The organism is Candidatus Defluviilinea gracilis, assembly GCF_057138825.1.
The window spans coordinates 67,407-87,925 of the sequence record NZ_DBNHEF010000079.1; the positions used below are offsets into that span (position 1 = coordinate 67,407).

General features: G+C 56.0%; 19 protein-coding genes. 13 read left to right on the forward strand and 6 right to left on the reverse strand.

The genetic code is table 11. The features are described 5' to 3' along the window. Nucleotides 1–5 precede the first annotated feature (5 nt). From AC16KF_RS15795 to AC16KF_RS15855, 13 genes are all read left to right on the forward strand, one after another. Nucleotides 6–2,219, forward strand: a complete 2,214-nt coding sequence (locus AC16KF_RS15795) for a xanthine dehydrogenase family protein molybdopterin-binding subunit (protein ID WP_484038308.1) — start codon at nucleotides 6–8, stop codon at nucleotides 2,217–2,219. 8 nt (nucleotides 2,220–2,227) lie between these two features. After that, complete coding sequence (locus tag AC16KF_RS15800) at nucleotides 2,228–3,109, forward strand: alpha/beta fold hydrolase (protein WP_484038309.1); 882 nt, start codon at nucleotides 2,228–2,230, stop codon at nucleotides 3,107–3,109. After that, nucleotides 3,106–3,810 (forward strand): DUF1361 domain-containing protein, encoded by a 705-nt coding sequence (locus tag AC16KF_RS15805; RefSeq protein WP_484038310.1) that lies wholly within the window; start codon nucleotides 3,106–3,108, stop codon nucleotides 3,808–3,810. The genes AC16KF_RS15800 and AC16KF_RS15805 overlap by 4 nt, the downstream gene beginning before the upstream one ends. Beyond that, entirely contained in the window at nucleotides 3,807–4,304 is a 498-nt protein-coding gene (locus AC16KF_RS15810) for a DinB family protein (RefSeq protein WP_484038311.1), read from the forward strand. The genes AC16KF_RS15805 and AC16KF_RS15810 overlap by 4 nt, the downstream gene beginning before the upstream one ends. A gap of 7 nt (nucleotides 4,305–4,311) precedes the next feature. After that, a complete protein-coding gene (locus AC16KF_RS15815) occupies nucleotides 4,312–5,070 on the forward strand; it encodes a DUF1361 domain-containing protein (RefSeq protein ID WP_484038312.1) in 759 nt (252 codons plus the stop codon). Next, the gene (gene yqeB / locus AC16KF_RS15820; protein ID WP_484038313.1) at nucleotides 5,057–5,860 is read left to right on the forward strand and encodes a selenium-dependent molybdenum cofactor biosynthesis protein YqeB; all 804 of its coding nucleotides are present in this window, start codon (nucleotides 5,057–5,059) and stop codon (nucleotides 5,858–5,860) included. The genes AC16KF_RS15815 and yqeB overlap by 14 nt, the downstream gene beginning before the upstream one ends. A 215-nt stretch (nucleotides 5,861–6,075) precedes the next feature. Next, entirely contained in the window at nucleotides 6,076–6,990 is a 915-nt protein-coding gene (locus AC16KF_RS15825) for a hypothetical protein (protein WP_484038314.1), read from the forward strand. A gap of 7 nt (nucleotides 6,991–6,997) precedes the next feature. Next, complete coding sequence (locus tag AC16KF_RS15830; protein WP_484038315.1) at nucleotides 6,998–7,591, forward strand: hypothetical protein; 594 nt, start codon at nucleotides 6,998–7,000, stop codon at nucleotides 7,589–7,591. A 344-nt stretch (nucleotides 7,592–7,935) separates the two neighbouring features. After that, nucleotides 7,936–8,613 carry a FadR/GntR family transcriptional regulator gene (locus AC16KF_RS15835; protein ID WP_484038316.1) on the forward strand — a complete coding sequence of 226 codons (678 nt, stop codon included), beginning with the start codon at nucleotides 7,936–7,938 and terminating at the stop codon, nucleotides 8,611–8,613. Nucleotides 8,614–8,625: 12 nt separating this feature from the next. Beyond that, nucleotides 8,626–10,503 (forward strand): 2-oxoacid:acceptor oxidoreductase subunit alpha, encoded by a 1,878-nt coding sequence (locus AC16KF_RS15840; protein ID WP_484038317.1) that lies wholly within the window; start codon nucleotides 8,626–8,628, stop codon nucleotides 10,501–10,503. After that, on the forward strand, nucleotides 10,503–11,555 hold the full coding sequence (locus tag AC16KF_RS15845) for a 2-oxoacid:ferredoxin oxidoreductase subunit beta (RefSeq protein WP_484038318.1): 1,053 nt from the start codon (nucleotides 10,503–10,505) through the stop codon (nucleotides 11,553–11,555). Before AC16KF_RS15840 ends, AC16KF_RS15845 begins: the two co-directional genes overlap by 1 nt. A gap of 49 nt (nucleotides 11,556–11,604) precedes the next feature. Further along, a complete protein-coding gene (arfB, locus tag AC16KF_RS15850) occupies nucleotides 11,605–12,021 on the forward strand; it encodes an alternative ribosome rescue aminoacyl-tRNA hydrolase ArfB (protein WP_484038319.1) in 417 nt (138 codons plus the stop codon). A gap of 68 nt (nucleotides 12,022–12,089) precedes the next feature. After that, a complete protein-coding gene (locus AC16KF_RS15855; RefSeq protein WP_484038320.1) occupies nucleotides 12,090–12,965 on the forward strand; it encodes a DMT family transporter in 876 nt (291 codons plus the stop codon). Between the two features lie 120 nt (nucleotides 12,966–13,085). Here AC16KF_RS15855 and pyk read toward each other — a convergent pair whose 3' ends face one another. From pyk to tpiA, 6 genes are all read right to left on the reverse strand, one after another. Continuing rightward, the gene (gene pyk, locus AC16KF_RS15860; RefSeq protein ID WP_484038321.1) at nucleotides 13,086–14,525 is read right to left on the reverse strand and encodes a pyruvate kinase; all 1,440 of its coding nucleotides are present in this window, start codon (nucleotides 14,523–14,525) and stop codon (nucleotides 13,086–13,088) included. A 110-nt stretch (nucleotides 14,526–14,635) separates the two neighbouring features. Continuing rightward, complete coding sequence (locus tag AC16KF_RS15865) at nucleotides 14,636–15,946, reverse strand: acetyl-CoA hydrolase/transferase family protein (RefSeq protein WP_484038322.1); 1,311 nt, start codon at nucleotides 15,944–15,946, stop codon at nucleotides 14,636–14,638. A gap of 1 nt (nucleotide 15,947) precedes the next feature. Further along, nucleotides 15,948–17,027 carry an alanine dehydrogenase gene (gene ald / locus AC16KF_RS15870; protein WP_484038323.1) on the reverse strand — a complete coding sequence of 360 codons (1,080 nt, stop codon included), beginning with the start codon at nucleotides 17,025–17,027 and terminating at the stop codon, nucleotides 15,948–15,950. Then, nucleotides 17,024–18,766, reverse strand: a complete 1,743-nt coding sequence (locus AC16KF_RS15875; protein WP_484038324.1) for a M20/M25/M40 family metallo-hydrolase — start codon at nucleotides 18,764–18,766, stop codon at nucleotides 17,024–17,026. The genes ald and AC16KF_RS15875 overlap by 4 nt, the downstream gene beginning before the upstream one ends. Before the next feature lie 167 nt (nucleotides 18,767–18,933). Continuing rightward, nucleotides 18,934–19,689: a hypothetical protein gene (locus tag AC16KF_RS15880; RefSeq protein ID WP_484038325.1), complete on the reverse strand. Its 756-nt coding sequence runs from the start codon at nucleotides 19,687–19,689 to the stop codon at nucleotides 18,934–18,936. 67 nt (nucleotides 19,690–19,756) lie between these two features. Continuing rightward, entirely contained in the window at nucleotides 19,757–20,518 is a 762-nt protein-coding gene (tpiA, locus tag AC16KF_RS15885; RefSeq protein ID WP_484038326.1) for a triose-phosphate isomerase, read from the reverse strand. Nucleotide 20,519: the final 1 nt, after the last annotated feature.

The following is a 20,519-nucleotide window of genomic DNA, read 5'->3' on the forward strand; positions in this document are numbered from 1 at the left end:
TTGCAATGACTGTTCAAACGATCGGCAAATCTCTGCCCCGCGTGGATGCGCGCGGAAAAGTGACCGGCAGTTCGCCGTATTCAGGCGATCTATCGATGCCGGGTATGCTCCACATGAAAATGCTGTTCGCCGGGCGGCCGCATGCCCGCATCCTGAGCATCGACACGTCCAAAGCGGAAACCGCCCCGGGTGTGGCGGCGGTGTATACGGCAAAGGATGTGCCGGTCAACGAGTATGGCTTGCAATGGCAGGATCAGCCTGTGCTATGCGGACCCGGCTCCACAAAGCCCGGCGCGGATGTGGTCCGATTCGTCGGCGACCAGGTTGCGTTGGTCGTGGCAAACACCGAAGCCGAAGCCGCGTCGGCGGTGAAAATGATCGAGGTGGAGTATGCAGACCTCCCCGTCGTGATCGACGCGGAAGAGGCGATGAAGCCCGGCGCAACGCGCATCCATGAACACATCGGCGATTCGAATATCTGCGTTCACTACAAGATCCGCCGGGGCAATGTGGACGAAGCCTTCCAACGATCGGATGTGATCGTCGAAAGCGAGTATCGGACGCCCGTGCAGGAACACGCCTACCTGCAACCGGAAGCGGGGCTGGCGTACATCGACGAGGCGGGGCTGATCACGCTCGTCTGCGGCGGGCAATGGACTCATGAAGACCAACATCAAGTGGCGCACGCGCTGGGTATGCCAGACGAAACGATCCGCGTGATCTACCCGGCGATCGGCGGCGCGTTCGGCGGGCGCGAGGATATGTCGGTGCAGATCGCGCTCGCGCTCGCCGCGTGGAAGTTAAAGCGCCCGGTGCGCATCATCTGGTCGCGGCAGGAATCGATGATCGGGCACGGCAAACGCCATGCGACGGTCATCCGCGCCAAATGGGGGGCGACGAATAATGGAAAAATCAATGCGATCGAAAATGTGATCATCGGCGACGGCGGCGCGTACATGTACACGTCGAACAAGGTGCTGGGGAATTCCGCCATCACGTCCACGGGTCCATACTTCATCCCGAATGTGAAAACCGATGTGTACGGCGTATACACCAACAATGTGCCCGGCGCGGCATTCCGCGGGTTCGGCGCGCCGCAGGCATTGTTCATGGCTGAAATGCAAATGGACAAACTCGCGGAAAAACTCGGCATGGACCCGGTCGAGTTCCGCTTGAAGAACGCGTTGCGCGACGGCGACCCGCTGGGCGTTGGCACGCCATCGCCGAGTCCGGTCAGTGTGGCGCAGTGCATCGAGGCGGCGAGGGATCGGTTCGGGTGGGAGAAAGGAAAGCGCCGCCCTGAGGCTCTCGAAGGGAAGAAAGAGGAAAGAGGGATAAGCCATCTCAAACGCGGTCAAGGATTCGCCGCGGGCTTCAAGAACATCGGCTTTTCTTTTGGCTATCAAGAAAACTGCTGGGCAAAGATCGAACTGCATGGCGCCACCAAGATCGAGCGGGTGGTCTTGTATCACTCCGGCGCGGAAGTTGGGCAAGGCGCGCACACCGTGATGATGCAAATGGCGGCGGAAGCGACAGGCGTTCCGTTTGAGAAAGTGGAGTTGGTCGCGTCGGACACAGCCAGGACGGGCAACTCCGGTTCGGTCTCCGCCTCGCGCATGACGTTCATGTCGGGCAACGCCATCCGGGGCGCGGCTGATTTGGCGTTGAAAAAATGGAATTCCGAGGAACGTCCCGCCGTTGGCGAGTTCAAATACCTCGCGCCGCGCACCACACAATTCGATCATGACACCGGTTACTCCACACCCAATTTTGCCTACGCTTTTGTAGCGCAAGCCACCGAAGTGGAAGTGGATACCGAAACCGGCCACATGCGTGTGATCCGCTTCATCTCTGCCGATGATTTGGGCAAGCCGATCAACCCGGCGCTTGTCGAAGGACAGATCGAAGGCGCGGTTGTGCAGGCGCAAGGCTATGCCATCCTCGAAGATTACAAAACCAAGAACGGGCGCGTGCTGACCGATCAACTCAGCACGTATCTCATCCCAACCATTCGAGACATTCCCGAAAAAGTAGAATCGGTCATTCTCGAAATCCCCGACCCGAACGGACCTTGGGGCGCGCGCGGCGTGGGAGAACTCCCCTACCTCGGCGTCGCTCCCGCCATCGCCTCCGCGATCCACGATGCCACCGGCGTGTGGATCGACGAATTTCCGTTCACGCCCGAGCGCATCCTCAGAGCGTTGGGCAAAATATCCTAAATGCGGCAATGTTGTTCCCTGTTCGTAACGAAACGAAAGAGATCAATGCCGACGCCCGCAACTCAGCGGGCGGTTCGTTCATACAACTGCCCGGCGGCGTCACCCACTACGAAGCCGGCGGGAACGAAACAAGCGATACTGTCGTTTTGGTGCATGGCTTTTCCGTCCCATATTTTATTTTTGACCCTACTTTTGAATTTCTTTCACGATCGGGGTTTCGCGTCATACGGTATGATTTGTTCGGGCGCGGCTATTCGGACCGCCCGCAAGCCAAATACGATATCGACTTCTTCGTCGACCAACTTGCAGGCTTACTGGACGCCCTGCGTCTCTCCTCTCCAGTCAGTTTGGTCGGGCTTTCCATGGGCGGACCCATCGCCTCGGCGTTCACCCTCCGCCACCCAGAGCGGGTTCGCAACCTTGTGCTGATCGACCCTGCCGGCGCCCAGCCCATCTCCATGTCTCCACTGCTACGGGCGGCGAAACTGCCGAAGGTGGCAGAAGCAGTTTTATATCTGGTTGGAAGCGATTTCATGGTAAAAAGCATTGCAAAAGATTTCTTCGATCCCGCGCTGGTGGCGCATTTTCAGGAAAGGTACAAGGCACAAATGCAATACAAGGGATTCATGCGCGCCATCCTTTCCACGATCCGACATGGGATGCTCAACTCCTTTTTGGATATCTATCGGCAACTCGGCGCCACAGAAACGCGCGTTCTGTTATTGTGGGGGCGGAACGATCACACGGTCCCATTTGAGCATAGCGCGTTGCTTCGCGCGGCAATCTCAACCATCGAATTTCACGCCATCGAAGGGTGCGGGCACCTTCCGCATTACGAGAAGCCCGAACAGGTCAACCCGATCTTGTTGGAATTTTTGAGGCAGGCATGATCCGCGCATCGATCGATTATTTTTCTCACAACAAATATCGTCTCACCATGTTCTCCCTGCTGGCTGGCGCGACGGTCCTCTCAGTCGCCATCTGGCGGTTCCGCGTGGAGTACAGCGGGAGCGGCAATTACAACTTCCTGATCTGGAATTTGTTCCTGGCGTGGATTCCGTTCCTCATTGCCTATTTCACCTACACGCTCACGTTATCGAGGCGGTGGGTGTATGCCGTTGTGCCGGTGGCCGCGTTTCTCTGGTTGATCTTCTTCCCCAACGCGCCCTACATCTTGACCGATTTTCAGCATCTGGATTATTGGCACGACGTTCCCGTTTGGTACGATGTGATGTTGCTGATCTGGTTCGCGTTCACCGGGTTGCTGTTGGGAATGGTCTCGTTGTTTCTCATGCAAGAGATCATTCGGCGCGAGTTTGGGCGTTGGGCTGGCTGGGGATTTGTCGCCGTGGTCGCCGCGTTGAGCAGCGCGGGGGTGTATGTCGGTCGCTTCCTGCGCTGGAATTCGTGGGATATCTTTTACAACCCCGCCGGGATGGCGCAACACACGTTGCAAAGTATTCAAGAACCCAGCCTGCAATCCATCGGCTTCACCAGCCTGTTCGGAGTGTTCTTCCTGTTCTTATACATTACGCTGTATACGTTCGGGCATCTTTTATTGGAACGGCAGGCAAACTTACAGGGACAATGATGAACAAACAAGATATTCAATTCCTCTTCAAATACAACCAATGGTCGACGAAGAAAATCATGGACGCCGCGTCAAACCTGACGCCGGACCAGTTCCTCGCGCCCGCAGGTTTTCCACAAGGAGGCTTGCGCGGCACGCTCACCCACACCTTGTTTGCAGAGTGGATCTGGCGGAATCGCTGGGAGGGAACATCGCCCGCCCAGCGCATCCAACCCGAGGAGTTCCCCACCCTTGAGTCCCTCCGCGCGCGCTGGCTGGAGGAGGAAAGCCTTCTGCTACAGTTTGTGGGTGAAGTGAGCGATGAACGGTTGAACAATCCCTTCAATTACACCAACACCGAGGGCAAGGCGTTAACAAGAATCCTGTGGCAGTCCATGGCGCACGTGGTCAACCACGGAACACAACACAAAACAGAAGCCGCGGCAATCCTCACGGCTCTCGGTCACTCACCGGGCGATATTGACATGATCTGGTTTGCGGCGGAACACAAGTAACTCAACCATGACGCCTTTGAAAAATCGGCTTCGCAATTTCCTCATCCGTAACCGGTACAACCTGGCGGTCTTCACATTGCTCAATGTGGCGTGCGCCATGTGCATCGCTCTCGTCGGCGCGCGCGTGGCGTACACCGATTCCGGGCGGAGGCTGGACCTGATTTGGAATTTATTCCTCGCGTGGATTCCCTTCATCCTCTCCTACGTTGCGCACGCCTTCTCCTGGCGGCGATTGACGTTGTACATCTTGATCCCCTTCGTCTCGTTCCTTTGGTTGATCTTTTTCCCCAACGCGCCATACATGCTCACTGATCTGCAAGACCTGGCGCGCGGTTCCTTTGGCGCGCCGCTTTGGTACGACGTGATCATCGTCGTTTGGTGTTCGTGGACCGCGATGTTGTTGGGCGTTGTCTCGCTCTATCTGATGCAAGATATCGTCCAGCGGTCGTTCGGACGTTTCATCGGCTGGATATTCGTCTTTGCCATCTCTGCCCTGAGCAGTTTTGGGATTTACATCGGGCGGTTCGTGCGCTTGAATTCGTGGGACATTCTGCAAAACCCGGCAGAAACCGCCATGGGGATCCTTGGTCTGGTCATCGACCCCAGCCGGCGGCTGGCGGCATTCACGTTGCTCTATGCGATTTTCTTTATTTACATTTATCTCCTGTTGTATTCATTTAGTCACATGTTGCAGGTACAAAATCTGAGAGCGAGCGAAACGCCAGAGCAACTGGCAGGGACTCAACCATCCGATGCGCGGCGATAAAGCGGTTTTAATTCGAGGCGGCGGCGATCTCGCCACAGGCGTCGCGTTACGTTTGCATCGGTCGGGCATGCGCGTGGCGATCACCGAACTTCCGCAACCATTGGCGGTGCGTAGAACGGTCTCATTCTCCGAAGCGGTTTACGAGGGCGCGCACATAGTCGAAGGGGTCGGGTCAAGGCTGATCGAAGCGCATCAGTTGTCCGCGTGGGAGGAAGCGGATTGCATCCCCGTGATCGTCGACCCGGAGGCAAATCTGCTCACATCGATCGGATTCATGGTTGTTGTCGATGCGCGACTTTTGAAGAGTCGCCCGGCGCCGCTCCCAGCCCCCGCCCCGCTTCACATCGGACTTGGACCTGGTTTCACAGCGGGGAGCGATTGCCACGCCGTGATCGAAACCCGCCGAAGCCATACGCTTGGGCGGGTGTATTGGTCGGGGTCAACCCAACCCGATTCAGGCGAACCCGAGGGCGATTCGCGCCGCGTACTTCGGGCGCCTGCGAATGGAGTCATCACCGCTATAAAAAATATCGGTGAGTATTGCGTGGAGGGTGAAGTAGTCGCTGTGATCGACAGTGAACACACGGTGACCAGCCCCTTCGGCGGCATGTTGCGCGGCTTAATTCGTTCGGGCTTGCAAGTCACCAAAGGATTGAAGATCGGCGACGTGGATGTTCGCAACGACCCCGGCGCCTGCGCTCTCGTGTCCGACAAATCGCTTGCGATTGGCGGAGGCGTACTGGAGGCGATCCTTGCCAAGCCCGAGATACGCTCAAAGGTATTGGCGTAAGATATCAGAGTTCTCAGAGCTTTGGTAAAGTCGCGCGACAAGACCGAGTCGCTGGAAGGCGAATTTACTACCGAGCAAACGGCAAAGTTGAACCGCACAGCCCGCTCAGAGCGCAACGAAAACCGTGAAAAATTCGCGTTAAATCTTTCCCGGGTTAGCAAAAGCCATGTATTGGGAGACTTGCAACGAACGCGCATCCGTTGTATGCTTGCGAAATGACGCTTGCCATATCGTTTCGGCGCTCTATCTTTCTACCTCAGGAAATTTCTTCAGGTAGCGACTCGCCCCGAAAAGTCCATTGGGTTGGAGGCAAGGCGCCGGTTGAGCCGAAGCAAAATCATGCGCAAAACGGGGATCATAATTCAGGCGGGAAATCTTCCGGCAGTTACCACAGCCTGTCTCACATCAAATTTGGGGAGGTCCAGCAAGCCTTTCACAATTTTCTACCCATCCTCATTCCGAGTGACACGCCTGGCTGGGTTGCTCCCGGTTATTTCTGTTTCATTCCCCTCGCGCAGGCGGCTGAGTATCGTCCCTCGGCAGTTTTTGGACGGGTAAAAGCCTGTTATCCCTCAGATGGTGTTCTTCAAAATATCCGTGAAATGGAGTTATGGTTTCCCAAGCCTGGACATGAGCCGCTAGAGTTGAATATTCGCCGTCGCGATATTGATTTTGAATCCGATCTGCTGGGGCAAAGTTACTGCGCCAAAATTCATATCTTCATTTCGCCAGGCGAGCAGGCTGACTTTGCGCGCTTCGAGGGTATTTTCTTGCAACACGGCTATATTCCCGAATTCATCACGCGCTACGTCGATCTCGCGGATGTGAATGAATTCAATCACAACGACTTCCCGGATGTGATCGTCGTCAGTTCGCGCTGGTTCGAGTCTGCCCGCGAGATATCTGATGGGCAGATATACGAGAAATTGCACCAATTGATCAAATGGCGCAAAACGGTTGTGAACTATCATCCATTGAACGTGGGACACGATGTCCGCACCTTGAACCGTGAATTAGGATTCAAACACGGGTTTACCGATACCGCCCTGATCGAACCAGAGACGCCCGCGCAAACCCTTGAGTTCGTATCGCGGACGTTCGATAGAATTTTCATGCAAGGTATGAGATAATCCCATTGTGAATGCAGAACAGGAAGATATCGCATTAGCCAACCGCCCAAGAGATTACGCCGGGCTCTTATGGATTTTTGCCGCCAGCATGTTGGGGTTCAGCATGTTTTGCGCCACCTCTGCCATCGCGCTGTCTGACCCATCTCTGCCCACTCCTATCGTGATCGAAGCGCGCGATATTCCCAACCTGGCATTTTCGAATTTAAATACTATCGCGGCGCAAACTGCCCAGGCGTTTGCCCAACTGGTAGCCACAGGCACCCCTACCAACACCTTCACACCCAGCCCAACATGGACTTCTTCGCCCACTGCAACCATGACCGCATCCAGAACACATGTAGTTCCAACAAGAACCGAGACGAAAGAGTCTCAGCCCCAACAACCAACAGCGATTCCCCCAACTTCCACTCCAAAACCGACAACCCTCCCTCCGACAAAAACGGCTGTCGTGATCGTCACCTACACCGGCACAGCAATTTCCACGGAACCGCCCACAGAAACTCCCGTGCCTGAACCATCAACAGACACCCCAGTACCTCCGCCAGATACCCCAGTACCTCCGCCCTCCACCGATACGCCTGTGCCAATTACAACTCCATAAGACCTGTATATTACAGGACTTACGCAGTTGGCGGTCAGTTGTACTGCCGCCGACGCAGTGCGACTACGGCGCAACAGGTTCAACTGCGTAAGCCCTCTATTAAAACCTCTGTCATGGTTGTTTGTTTGCAAGGCAACTACGAATGAACGGCAATGGATATATTTGCGGCCGCGCAAATGACAATACTCAACTGCGCAGAACGCAAAGAAAACCTTTAGAAACTTGGCGCTCCTCGCGCCCTTCGCGATAAAAAGAGAATCGAAGGTCAAATGAAGTACGGGCTTTCGCAATAACTCCTTGACTTACAGTAAGCATCGCCTTATACTCGAATTAATCAGATTAATATGATAGTTCGAGAAAGAATTTCTCCAAATATCTCAGAGTTTCTCAAATATCTTGCCGCGCATCAAGAGGCGGAAGGCGGCTTACCCACCCTCACCGAATTAGGACAAGAACTCGGTGTGAGCGTTGCGTCTTTGCGGGAACAGTTGGAAGTGGCGCGCGCGCTGGGGCTGGTGGAAGTCAAACCAGGGAGAGGAAAGACACGGCGGTTGAATTTTTCCTTCACGCCGGCGATCCGTCAGAGTCTTGGGTATGCCCTGGCGCTGAACGATGAGTACTTCCGCAAATATTCCGACCTGCGGAATCACATCGAAGCGGCATTCTGGTACGAAGCGGTGGAAAAATTATCGACCGAAGATAAAGCCGAATTGCGAGCCCTGATCGCGCGCGCCCACGAAAAATTAAATCATGCGCCGGTACAAGTTCCCCATGAAGAACATCGCGCTCTGCATCTGTTGATCTACAGCCGCCTCGATAACCCTTTTGTCACCGGGGTGCTCGAGGCGTATTGGGATGCCTACGAAGCGGTTGGATTAAACGTATTTACAGGCGGCTATGAATACTTGCAAGAAGTCTGGCGATATCACCAGGCGATGGTCGAATCCATTTGCAATGAAAACTATAAGGCTGGTCATGAGGCGCTGATCGCCCATACCGACCTTTTGTATCACAGACCGTAACACGAGGAACACATGAACAAAGTAGTCAACGATTTTTCCATTATTGTAGGCACAAAGAACGGCTCCGGCAGTTCGACCGCCAACAATACCATCCTGCGGGCAATTTTCAAGATGGGCATTCCAGTTTCAGGGAAGAATCTCTTCCCCTCGAACATTCAGGGACTGCCCACGTGGTACTCGATCCGCGCCAGCAAGGATGGCTATCTCGGCCGGCGCGATCAGCAGGATATCGTCATCGCCATCAACCCCGACTCGTTCACCCGCGACCTTGCGTCTGTTGCGCCGGGCGGGGCATTTTTCTACGCCGACGATATCAAACTCCCCATCACCCGCGCAGACGTTGCCATCTACCCGATGCCCATCAAGGAGTTGGTAAAGAAGGACCCGAACGTCCCGGCAGGTTATCGCGACCTGGTGGGGAACATGGTGTATGTGGGCGTGCTCGCGCACATGATCGGCATCGATATTGAAAAAATTCAAGCCGCGCTGACGTTCCATTTCAAAGGCAAGCAAAAACCCATCGACATGAACTTCCATGCCGTGCAAGCCGGCATGGAATGGGCAAAGGGGAACCTTGAAAAGAAAGACCCGTTTTCCCTTGAACCGATGAATAAAACCGACGGCATGATCATGGCTGACGGTAATACCGCCGCGGCAATCGGCTCTGTGTTTGGAGGCGCTCAGTTTGTGGCGTGGTACCCGATCACGCCAGCCTCCTCGCTGGCAGAGGCGATCAATGATTACATGCCCATGCTCAGAAAACGCGAGGATGGGAAACACACCTACGCTGTTGTGCAGGCGGAGGATGAACTAGCCGCCATCGGTATGACCGTTGGCGCAGGCTGGAGCGGTCTACGCTCGATGACCTCCACCTCCGGACCCGGCTTGAGTTTGATGACCGAGTTTGCCGGGCTTGCCTATTACGCCGAAGTGCCGGTCGTGATCTGGGATGTGCAACGTATCGGTCCATCTACCGGTTTACCCACGCGCACCTCGCAAGCCGACTTGTCGTTCACCATCGGCATGGGGCATGGCGACAGCGACAGCATTGTGCTCCTGCCTGGCGACGTGTTCGAATGTTTCGAGTTTGGCTGGCGGGCGTTTGATATTGCCGAAAGGATGCAAGCGCCGGTCTTTGTGCTGTCCGATCTCGATATGGGCATGAACCAGTGGATGAGCAAACCGTTTGAATACCCAAACACGCCAATGGATCGCGGCAAGGTACTTTGGGAGAAAGACCTCGAAGAGATCAAAGGCAATTGGGGTCGCTATCTCGACAAGGACAGCGACGGCATTCCCTACCGTACCTTACCGGGCAACAAACATCCGATGAGCGCGTATTTTACGCGCGGCACTGGTCATGATGAATACGCAAAATACACGGAAGATTCGAGCGTCTTCATCCGCAATATGGAGCGTTTGAAGAAAAAATACGAGACCGCAAAGACCTATTTGCCGAAACCTGTGCTCCACGGCGCAAAAGGCGCCAAGATTGGCATCCTTGCCTACGGGTCGACCGAGTCTGCCATCCTGGAGGCGCGAGACCAACTGGCGCGCGATCATGGCATGAAGATCGATATCCTCCGCGTGCGCGCCTATCCATTCACCGCTGAGGTGGATGAGTTTGTCCGGGAGCATGAGCAACTATACGTGGTGGAAATGAACCGTGACGGGCAGTTGCATCAATTGTTGAGCCTGGCGAATCCCGAAGCGGCAACGCGTCTCATTTCTGTCGCCTACGGTGACGGGTTGCCAGCCTCCGCAAAATGGATCCGCGAGGGCATTCTGGCAAAATCGACGGCTGGGAAGCCTGTCCAGAAATCCGTCGTAAAAAAATCAACGGCAAAGAAACCTTCCGTCAAGAAGAACGCTAGAAAAGGAGCGAAATAATGTCTGCATTACCTATGGCGGGCGTGCCCGCAAACGTGAACACGGTGGGTCTCACGAAGAACGATTATCGCGGCGCGCCGACGACGCTGTGCGCGGGGTGCGGTCACAACTCGATCTCGAACCAGATCATTGCCGCCATGTACGAGTTGAGTGTGTTACCGGAAAACGTGATCAAGTTCAGCGGCATCGGTTGTTCGAGCAAAAGCCCCACGTATTTCATGAACCGCTCGTTCGGGTTTAACAGCCTGCACGGACGTATGCCCTCGATCGCGACCGGCGCGCTCTTTGGCGATCATTCGCTCAAAGGCATCGGCGTTTCCGGCGATGGCGATACGGCAAGCATCGGTATGGGACAGTTCAAACATGTGATGCGCCGCAATTTGAACATGGTGTATATCGTCGAGAACAATGGCGTATATGGGCTGACTAAAGGTCAATTTTCCGCCACCGCCGAGCGCGGACTCGAACTCAAGAAGCAAGGCACCAACCCCTACATGCCTGTGGATATTTGTATGGAAGCATTGATCTCGAACGCCACGTTCGTTGCGCGTTCGTTTGCGGGCAACGCCAAGCAGGTGAAAGAGTTGATCAAAGCCGCCTTTGCCCACAAGGGTATCGCCGTGCTCGATATCATCAGCCCGTGCGTTACGTTCAACAACCAAGACAACGCGCATTATTCGTACGCCTGGGGCAAGGATCACGAAGAGCCGCTTCACGATATTACCTACATCGCGCCGCGCAACGAGATCGTGCTGGAACGCGAATTGGCGGAAGGCGAGGTCCGCGAAGTTGCCATGCACGACGGTTCGGTTATCATCCTCAAGAATCTCGAAAAGGGATACGATCCTACCAACCGCTTTGAAGCCTTGCGCGCGCTCGAAGAAGCGCAGCGTAATAACTGGCTGACAACGGGATTGATCTACGTTTCGACCGACAAGCCCGCGCTCGCTGAAACGCATACCCTCGTGGACACTCCACTCAACCGCCTCACCGACGCGGACCTGCGACCTGCTCGCGAAATGATCGACAAAGTCAACGCGTTGATGTTCTAAGTCATCCCTCACCCCTGCCCCTCTCCCATTGGGAAGAGGGGTTTGTCTTATGATTCAAATCGCGTCCTCCATCTACATCCGCGAAAACGAACTCGCCTTCGACTATATCCGCGCGTCGGGACCGGGCGGGCAGAACGTGAACAAAGTAGCGACGGCTGTGCAGTTGCGATTCGATGTCCGCGCTTCGTCGTTGCCGGATGAGGTCAAGTCGCGTTTGATTCATCTTGCGGGAAAGCGAGTCACGGATGATGGAATTTTGCTCATCGAAGCCAAGCAATTCCGCGCGCAGGAGCAAAACCGCGAGGACGCGATTCGACGACTGATCGCGTTGGTGAGAAAGGCTCTGATAAAACCCAAGCCCCGCAAAAAGACCAAGCCAACAAAGGCGGCGAAGGAAAAGAGATTGGAGTCGAAGAAACGAAGAGGGGAAGTCAAGAAGAACAGGCAGAGCAAGTCTTTTGAGTAAAATGTTCATGCGGCAGTTGAACTGCCGCATGAACATTTGCTATCCAACCCAGTTATAATCCCCACTTCATGGACAAAAAGTTTATCGCCCTCCTCTGCGGACTAGGCGCCGCATCTATTTGGGGCGGGATGTATGTGGTCAGCAAAGTGGTGCTGGAGGTCATCCCGCCGTTCGCGTTGCTGACGATCCGCCTCGCGCTGGGGTGCCTCTCGCTCGGCGCGGTAATTTGGTTTCGCAAATCACAAAGCACGTTCACGCAGAAAGAATTTTGGCAAAGTTTTCTCGTCGGCGTTATGGGTTATGGAATTTCGCTCGGCTTCCAATTCACAGGGACCAAACTTTCCACCGCCTCGAACGGATCGTTGATCACCTCCGCCACGCCTGCGTTCGTTTTGTTGTTCGCGTTCTTCCTGCTTCAGGAAAAGATAACCGGCAGGCAAGTTTTTGCGCTGGCAGTCTCAACGTTCGGCGTGCTGGCGGTCATTGATCCGCGCACAGCCGAACTATCTCCCTCATTATTTACAGGAAATGTGTTGTTGTTCTGTGCAGGGCTCACGTGGGCGTTATATTCCACGCTTGTGCGCAAGGTTGCCAGAGACAGCGACCTGCTCATCTCCAGCGCGGTCATGTTGTTGGGAGGGATCCCATCTTCCACAGTTCTCGGATTCTACGAAGTCAACTCGCAAGGAATTGGAACGATCACAGCGGGCGTCATCGGCGGGATTCTTTACCTCGGCATCATTTCCACTGCCGTTGCCATGTTCATGTGGAATTACGCGTTCAAAGAGTTGCCCGCTTCGCTCGCATCGCTGACCTTCTTTGCCCAGCCCGTTGTCGGCACTTTACTCGGCTGGTTTTTCCTCGGTGAAAAAATCACGCCGCTGTTTTTATTCGGCGGCGTGTTGATCGGGATCGGGATTTGGATTTCGACGAGGGAAAACTAAAACCACTTTACCACAAAGGCTTGCACTGAGCCTGTCGAAGTGACACTAAGGTCACGAAGAGACAAACCCTTAAGACTCAAACCCTTTGTGAACTTTGTGTCCTTCGTGTTTAAAATGTATTCAATTCTCCCCCACCGTATGCAACAATGCCATATTCGGCGGGCGCACATCGCCGACCGGGTATCCGCATATCAACACAACCTGGTCACCGGCTTGCACCACATCCGAACGCATCAATGCCGCGTCTAAAAGATCGAGCATTTCCTCCAGCGAATTAGCAAACGCAATCAATTGCGGACGCACACCCCACAGGAAAGCCAGCCGTTGATACGTTACTTCATCGGGGGTAAACGCCATCACCGGCACGCGCGGACGGATCTTCGACATCAACCATGCGGTTCGTCCCTGCGTGGTGAAACACGCCACCGCCGTCACGTTTTTATCGTTCGCCAACGCCTGCGCGGCGCGCGCCATCGAAGCCGCGTCGGAATGCTCAAAGCCGTTCACACTGGGTTCCAGCCCCCACTCCACAAAATGAGACTCGGCTTCGCGGACGATGCGGTCCATCATCTGAACCGATTCGACCGGATATTTTCCAGACGCCGACTCGGCGGAGAGCATCACCGCGTCGGTCCCGTCAAAGACCGCGTTCGCCACATCCGACGCCTCTGCCCGCGTGGGAAGCGGATTCGAGATCATCGATTCCAGCATTTGCGTGGCGGTGATCACAAGTTTGGCGCGCGCGTTCGCCGCGCGGATGATGTGTTTCTGCAACGCCGGCACGCGCTCCGGCGGAAGTTCCACGCCGAGATCGCCGCGCGCCACCATCACGCCATCCACGATCTCTAAAATCGCGTCGAGGTTATCGAGCGCTTCGGGTTTTTCCAATTTGGCGATGAGCATCGGCATACGCTTGCCGTTGGAGAATCGCTCCATCGCATAGCGGACTTTTTTCACATCCTCCGCGCTGCGCACAAACGAGATCGCAACCGCGTCTACATTTTGCGAAATGCCAAAAGCAAGATCAGCCTCGTCTTTTTCGGTGAAACCCGCAATACGCAGGCGAACACCGGGGAGATTGATGCCTTTATGAGAAGACAGGGGTCCGCCAATCACCACATCTGCCGCCAACGCGTTACGACCGATCACCGACACAACCTCCAACGTCAGGCGCCCATCGTCGAGGAGAAGCCGGTCTGCGGGCCGCACCGAATCGAAGAGCTGTCGAAAATCCACAGGGATTTTTTTGCCGCTATCTTCCGGGGGCGTAGACTCAGTCGCATAGAGGTAAACCCGCTCCCCGTCCGAAAGTTGAAGCGGGGTTGTCAGGTCGCCGACGCGGATCTTCGGACCCTGCAAATCCTGCAAGATACCCACAGGCGCGCCCAGTTTTTTCGAGACCTTGCGGATCAATTCAATCCGCGCCAAGTGCTGTTCGTGCGTGCCATGCGAAAAATTCATACGCGCCACATTCATACCCGCTTGAATGAGTTGTTCGAGTATTTCTTCGCTTTGGCTGGCAGGTCCCACCGTCGCCACAATTTTTACATTACGCGTCATATCATCCTCAATACAATAAACTCACCGCAGGCAAGAACACCACGCCCTGCAGTGAGTTGCTGTCGATTTATGGCAGAGCGAGCCGCGCGATACCATCCGCTCTGACGCACTTAAAGATAATGCAATTCGTTCGCCTGCTTTTCCAACTCGGCGCGGAAATCGGGATGCGCGATGCCGATCAACTGCCCCGCGCGCTGGCGGATGGATTTGCCGTACAGGTCAGCCACGCCGTACTCGGTCACCACGAATCGGACGTGATTGCGGCTGGTCACCACACCCGCGCCTTGTTTCAACATCCCGGCGATGCGGCTCACCAGTGTACCATCTTTCAGCATGGTCGTGCTCGGCAGGGCAATGACCGGCACCCCGCCCTTCGAGCGCGACGCGCCGTAGATAAAATCCAATTGACCGCCCACGCCGCTGTATAACTTGGGTCCGATGCTGTCGGCGCAGACTTGACCGGTGAGGTCAACTTCAATGGCAGAGTTGATCGCCACCATGCGCTCGTTCTGCGCGATGACGAACGGGTCGTTGATGTATTCCGTGCGATGCAGTTCGATGAGCGGGTTATCGTCCACCCAATCGTACAATTTTTTCGTGCCGAGGATGAAGCCCGCGATGATCTTGCCCGGATGCAGGGATTTGCGCGCGCCGGTCAACACGCCTTCGTTGACCAGATCGATCACGCCGTCCGAAAATAACTCGCTGTGCACGCCGAGGTCTTTTTTGTCGCGCAGGTATTTCAACACCGCGTCGGGGATCGCGCCGATCCCCATTTGCATCGTCGCGCCGTCGGGGATGAGTTCGGCGATGAAGCCCGCGATCTTCTGCACAATGGCGGGGTCGCCCTCGTCTCCCATCGGCACTTCCGGAATGGGATAATCCACCGGCACAATATGCGTCAGGCGGCTGACGTGGATGAACGCGTCGCCCAGCGTGCGCGGCATTTGCTGGTTCACCTCGGCAATGATGATCTTCGCCGTTTCCGCGGCAGATTTCGTCAGCCCGACTTCGACGCCCAAACTGCAAAAGCCATGCTCGTCGGGAGGCGAAACGTGGATGAGCGCCGCATCCAGCGGGAGAATGCCGCGCTTGAAGAGCAGAGGAAATTCCGAAAGAAGAACCGGGGTGAAATCCGCCTTGCCGCTTTGCACGGCTTTCCGCACGTTCGCGCTGATGAACATCGTGTTGACGCGCAAATGTCCCTCGAGTTCGGGCTTGACGTACTCGGCAGGACCGATCGTCAGCGCCTGGCAAATTTCCACCTCCGAAAGATTTGGGGCGTAGTCTGCCAACGCGCCAAGAAGTTTTTGCGGCACCGACACGTTGCCGGTCAAAAAAATGCGGCTGTTGGATTTGACCGCTTGCACCGCTTCCCGCGCCGATATGACGCGCGATTCGTAGATCTTTGTCCAATCCATGTTATCGCTCCTCGAGCAGGGTGAGATGAACAAGCCCGCCCTGATGCGTGTTGACGCCTCGTTCGAGCGCGGGGTCGTTCGCAATCGCGGGGGCTATCCCATCGTCGGTCATCCGAATCAAATAAGGCATGGCGGCATTGACGAACGCGTGCGTCGCCGTGCGCGCCACAACACCGGGCATATTCGGCACGCAATAATGGATTACGCCTTCGTCGACAAACGTCGGCTGGTCGTGCGTGGTCGGGCGCGAGGTTTCAAAACACCCGCCCTGATCGATGCTCACGTCAATGACCACCGAGCGGGGCTTCATCGCGCTCACCATGTCGCGCGTGACCAGGATCGGCGTTCGCGCGCCTGTGATCAGCGCCGCGCCGACGACTACATCCGCATACGTGGTGGCGCGTTCGATATTTCGCTTCGTAGACATCATCGTGACGATGCCGGGAAACCGATCGAGAAGTTTTTGCAATCCGTCGAGATCGTCGCTCATCACGGTCACGTGCGCGCCCAGCCCAAGGAACGCCTGCGCCGCATGCGTGGCAACCACGCCCGAACCCAGGATCAACACTTCGGCGGGCGGAACACTCGGCGCGCCGCCGAGCAAAATTCCCTTGCCGCCCCAATTATTTTGCAACAACCTCGCCGCCACTTGCGCCGTCATGCTCCCCGCGATCTGGCTGAACGGTCGCAAGAGCGGCAGTGATCCATCTGCCAATTGGATCTGCTCGTACGCGATGGACGTGACTTTCTTTTCGAGCAACGCCTCCACCTTGTCGCGCCGCGCCGAGGCAAGATGCAACAAGCCCGCGATCGCCGCGCCGGGCTTCAGCCAATCCAGCTCGTTTCGCAATGGACGAGCCACCTTCAAAACCAGGTCGGCGCGGGCGAAGATTTCCTCGCCGGAGTAGACGATGCGCGCGCCGGCCGATTCGTACTCCCGGTCCTTGAACCCCGCTCCCACACCCGCATCTCTCTCGACGCACACCTGATGCCCGTGTTGGGCGAGAATCTCAGCCCCGGCGGGATTCAACCCCACCCGGTATTCAAACGGGCGCGTCTCTTTGGGTATACCAACGATCATGTCGTCGCCTCCTTCAATACGCTGTGTATTGTCTCGAAAATAATCTGTGGAACCGTCTCGAACGAATACGGCATGTGGACTCTCTCGTACAACCCATGCGCGTCGCTCCCAAACGGACCGATATTGACGACCGCGCAATTCAACGCGCGGATCTCCTCCAACTTTTTTTCATCGAGCGCAGATGCCAACTCGCCTGAAGAATTCTTCAACCCAAACAACGGCATATTCTTCGAGAGCGATTCGATTTGCACACTCGATTCCAACTGGACATAACTCAAATCAGAAATATACGGATAAAAACCACGCTTCTGAATCGGCGCCTCAACCTGCTGCGCCAGCGCGGCATTCATCGCGCGTGTGACCTGATTCTCCCGCGGCGCAATGGACGGATAATACGGCGGCGAGAAAAACGCAACGACGGCGGGTCCGCCGAGTTTGGCAACCTTCGCCAACTCGGCGACGATCATGCGGCTCAATTCGCGTCGGTCTGTTGTCAGAGCGGCGTATTTTTCAATGCGTTTTTTCAGCCATTCTGCAAAATCCCCGCCCGCATTCTCCTCGTTCCAGCAAGCTTGCGCCTGCTCGCACAGCGAAGCGTAATCGAACACAACCGAGTGCCACTTGAGCGGAGAACGCGTTTGCCCGCCGCGCCGAGAAAACTCTTTGAACGATTCCTCCTGCCTGAAACGAACCGCCTCCAGCGCGGCGCGAGCGGCTTCCCTCATTTTGGTCATGGCGTGATCGGGCGCGAGAGTCAAGGTGAGCCAGTTGAAATACACAAACGCTTCGCCAGCCGTTTCCACATTGTACGAAGACTTGAGGTCGCGCATCCGCAACGTCACCGGCGGAGGGGCAACTTCGGCGACCTCCTCCCCTCCCAGCAAGCCCTGCCACGAGTCGACCCATTCGAGGCTGAGGTTGATACGGCTGACCAGTTCCGCCGCAATATGCGACGCGTCTACCCCGCGATAGACCTCGCCAACGTGAGTCCGCGCGCCGAGGATGTAAAACGATGGCAGCAACTTCCCCACCGTGCCGGAGTAGACAAAACGCGCGTCCTGATTCGAATCGCGCGGGGCGGTGTAATCGGTGTTGATCACGCCGAGGTAGTTCAAGTTTTCCTTGTCGCGGAGTTTGAGCAATTCGGGAACCGCCGAAAGGATGCCGGTTGATTCGGTCTCTTCATCGGGGCAGGAGAGGAAGAGCAGGTTGCCCGCGAGTTCGTCGATCAATCTTTTCCCATTCTCCCGCGTGCGCGCAAACTCGCGCATGATCGCAATGTTGACCGCGACGCCCGATTTCATATCCACCGAGCCGCGACCGAACATCCACTCGCCGCTGTGCAATGCGGTCAACGCGGATTGCTCCGCAGAGGTCAGCGACTCTTTTTGTTCGAGAGTCGCTTGCATGATCTTTGCCAATTCATCGGGCTGGAAAGCAAGATTTGAATCGCCAAAGCGGGCAAAGTCTTCCACGCCAACCGTGTCGAAGTGACTCATCAACACGATCGTCGCGCCCATGTTGTTCGGGTCCTCGCTCTTCAACAAACACGCGATATTTTTCCGCCCGTCGTTTGTATCCCAGAAAGTCGGCGAGAGAGAATCAACCGAGAGCATCTCGCGGATTCTCTCCGCGCAACGATTCTCCGCCTCCGCATCCGGGCTGACGCTGGGAATCGCAACCAGCGTTGCGGTCATTTCGCGGACGGTGTCGAACCAGCGGGAGGAATATTTCATCATCGATTGAATTGTACCGAAGTTTCGCCTTGTTCCAAGTTATGAATGTCCCCTAAAGATATAACTTTTATCAAAATAGGGCTTACGCAGTTGAACCTGTTGCGCCGTAGTTGCAGCGGCGGCGGCAATACAACTGCCCGCCCACTGCGTAAGCCCTGAAAATAAAACGACTAGCGCACATCCGTGCCGGTGAAGCGCGCCAACAACTTGTGGAGGAGCATAACGGGAAGCGCCAAAATTCCATGGACCGCCGCGCTCAACCCGAAGATCACCGCCACCGAACTGAGAAAATCGCTGACTGCAGGGGCAACGTTGGTCAACATCCACGGACCCGCGCCGACGAGCAGGGCAACCACGAATAAAATGCTCACCGATATGACCAGTTCCAACCATGCATGACGGTCCGATTGCGAGGGCATCATCATACTGCTGACCACAAAAGCCAGATACGCCCAGAGGTAAAAGTTGTTGACCGTTGGCAGGGCGTTGATCCCCATCCAAAACATGCTCATCTGCCCGTTACGCAATGTGTCCCACAGCACCCGCATATCAAGCGCGTACACTGCCACATAGGCGGTGAACAGCGTTCCCACGATCAGAGGCGCCGCGCCGATGAGCGAATCGCGCGCAATGTCTGAACGGGCGATTTCGACATACCCCATTTGCAGTCGCCCATTCGGCAAGGGGCGCGGAAGAACCGAAAAACGCCCGGTCGGCACGCGCAGGACTTTCGCCATCAGATAGTGACTCGATTCGTGCAGGAACACGCCGGGCAAAAAGATCAACTGGAACAACCCGATCGTGAAGCGCGCGCTGCGGGTGGCGATCAGAAAGACCGCTTGCAATTCGCGATGCAAAAGCCGCTGTAGAAAGATCAGCGGCGCGAGCATCAAGACAAACCAGAAAAAACCCGCAAGTTGATTCATCCATTTCCCCGGTCGCAACCACAGACAACGGACGATAGACTACAGTTCATCGTCTACGGTCGATTGCCTATCGCGCGGAAGCCGCTTTGGTAATCGCCACGAACTCATCGGGCTTGAGGCTTGCGCCACCCACGAGCGCGCCGTCGATTTCGGGCTGGGAGAAAAATTCAGGCGCGTTGGACCCGGTGACCGACCCGCCATACAACACCCGCATCGATTGCGCGGCATTCTCGTTGAACACTTCGCTCAATGCGCGACGTATGACCTGCCTCACCACCCCGTTGGCATTCTCGCCGCTCGAGGCTTTGCCGGTGCCGATCGCCCACACCGGCTCATACGCGACAACGATGCGCGATGCGGATGCGGAATCCACACTGGCAAACCCAAGCTTGATCTGGCGCGAAACAACCTCCCCCGTCCGACCAGATTCGTATTCGTCCAGCGTCTCGCCCACGCACACGATGGGAATCAAGCCCGCCTTCATCGCGGCATGTAATTTCTTGTTCACCTGCTCATCGGTTTCACCGAAATACGCGCGTCGCTCCGAGTGACCGATGATGATGTACGCGCAAAATTCCTTAACCATGTTCGGCGAGAGTTCGCCGGTGAACGCGCCCTTCTCCTCCCAATGCATGTTCTGCGCGCCAAGACCGATATCCGAGCCGGTCAACATCGGCGCGATCGCGGGCAACGAGGTGGATGGCGGGCACAACACTTTTTCGACGCCCGCGATCGCGCGCAACGGATTCAGCATCGCCGCAACGAGTTCGCGCGCCTCGGCAGAGTTCTTGTTCATCTTCCAATTACCGGCAACCAATGGTTTTCTCATG

Bases quoted from the DNA above. Each gene is read 5' to 3' on its own strand.
- AC16KF_RS15865 (WP_484038322.1), bottom strand. From the start codon at position 15,946: ATGGATTGGACAAAGATCTACGAATCGCGCGTCATATCGGCGCGGGAA.
- AC16KF_RS15855 (WP_484038320.1), top strand. From the start codon at position 12,090: ATGGACAAAAAGTTTATCGCCCTCCTCTGCGGACTAGGCGCCGCATCT.
- ald (WP_484038323.1), bottom strand. From the start codon at position 17,027: ATGATCGTTGGTATACCCAAAGAGACGCGCCCGTTTGAATACCGGGTG.
- AC16KF_RS15825 (WP_484038314.1), top strand. From the start codon at position 6,076: ATGACGCTTGCCATATCGTTTCGGCGCTCTATCTTTCTACCTCAGGAA.
- AC16KF_RS15875 (WP_484038324.1), bottom strand. From the start codon at position 18,766: ATGATGAAATATTCCTCCCGCTGGTTCGACACCGTCCGCGAAATGACC.
- arfB (WP_484038319.1), top strand. From the start codon at position 11,605: ATGATTCAAATCGCGTCCTCCATCTACATCCGCGAAAACGAACTCGCC.
- AC16KF_RS15815 (WP_484038312.1), top strand. From the start codon at position 4,312: ATGACGCCTTTGAAAAATCGGCTTCGCAATTTCCTCATCCGTAACCGG.
- AC16KF_RS15810 (WP_484038311.1), top strand. From the start codon at position 3,807: ATGATGAACAAACAAGATATTCAATTCCTCTTCAAATACAACCAATGG.
- AC16KF_RS15880 (WP_484038325.1), bottom strand. From the start codon at position 19,689: ATGAATCAACTTGCGGGTTTTTTCTGGTTTGTCTTGATGCTCGCGCCG.
- pyk (WP_484038321.1), bottom strand. From the start codon at position 14,525: ATGACGCGTAATGTAAAAATTGTGGCGACGGTGGGACCTGCCAGCCAA.
- tpiA (WP_484038326.1), bottom strand. From the start codon at position 20,518: ATGAGAAAACCATTGGTTGCCGGTAATTGGAAGATGAACAAGAACTCT.
- AC16KF_RS15795 (WP_484038308.1), top strand. From the start codon at position 6: ATGACTGTTCAAACGATCGGCAAATCTCTGCCCCGCGTGGATGCGCGC.
- AC16KF_RS15805 (WP_484038310.1), top strand. From the start codon at position 3,106: ATGATCCGCGCATCGATCGATTATTTTTCTCACAACAAATATCGTCTC.
- AC16KF_RS15845 (WP_484038318.1), top strand. From the start codon at position 10,503: ATGTCTGCATTACCTATGGCGGGCGTGCCCGCAAACGTGAACACGGTG.
- AC16KF_RS15835 (WP_484038316.1), top strand. From the start codon at position 7,936: ATGATAGTTCGAGAAAGAATTTCTCCAAATATCTCAGAGTTTCTCAAA.
- AC16KF_RS15840 (WP_484038317.1), top strand. From the start codon at position 8,626: ATGAACAAAGTAGTCAACGATTTTTCCATTATTGTAGGCACAAAGAAC.
- yqeB (WP_484038313.1), top strand. From the start codon at position 5,057: ATGCGCGGCGATAAAGCGGTTTTAATTCGAGGCGGCGGCGATCTCGCC.
- AC16KF_RS15800 (WP_484038309.1), top strand. From the start codon at position 2,228: ATGTTGTTCCCTGTTCGTAACGAAACGAAAGAGATCAATGCCGACGCC.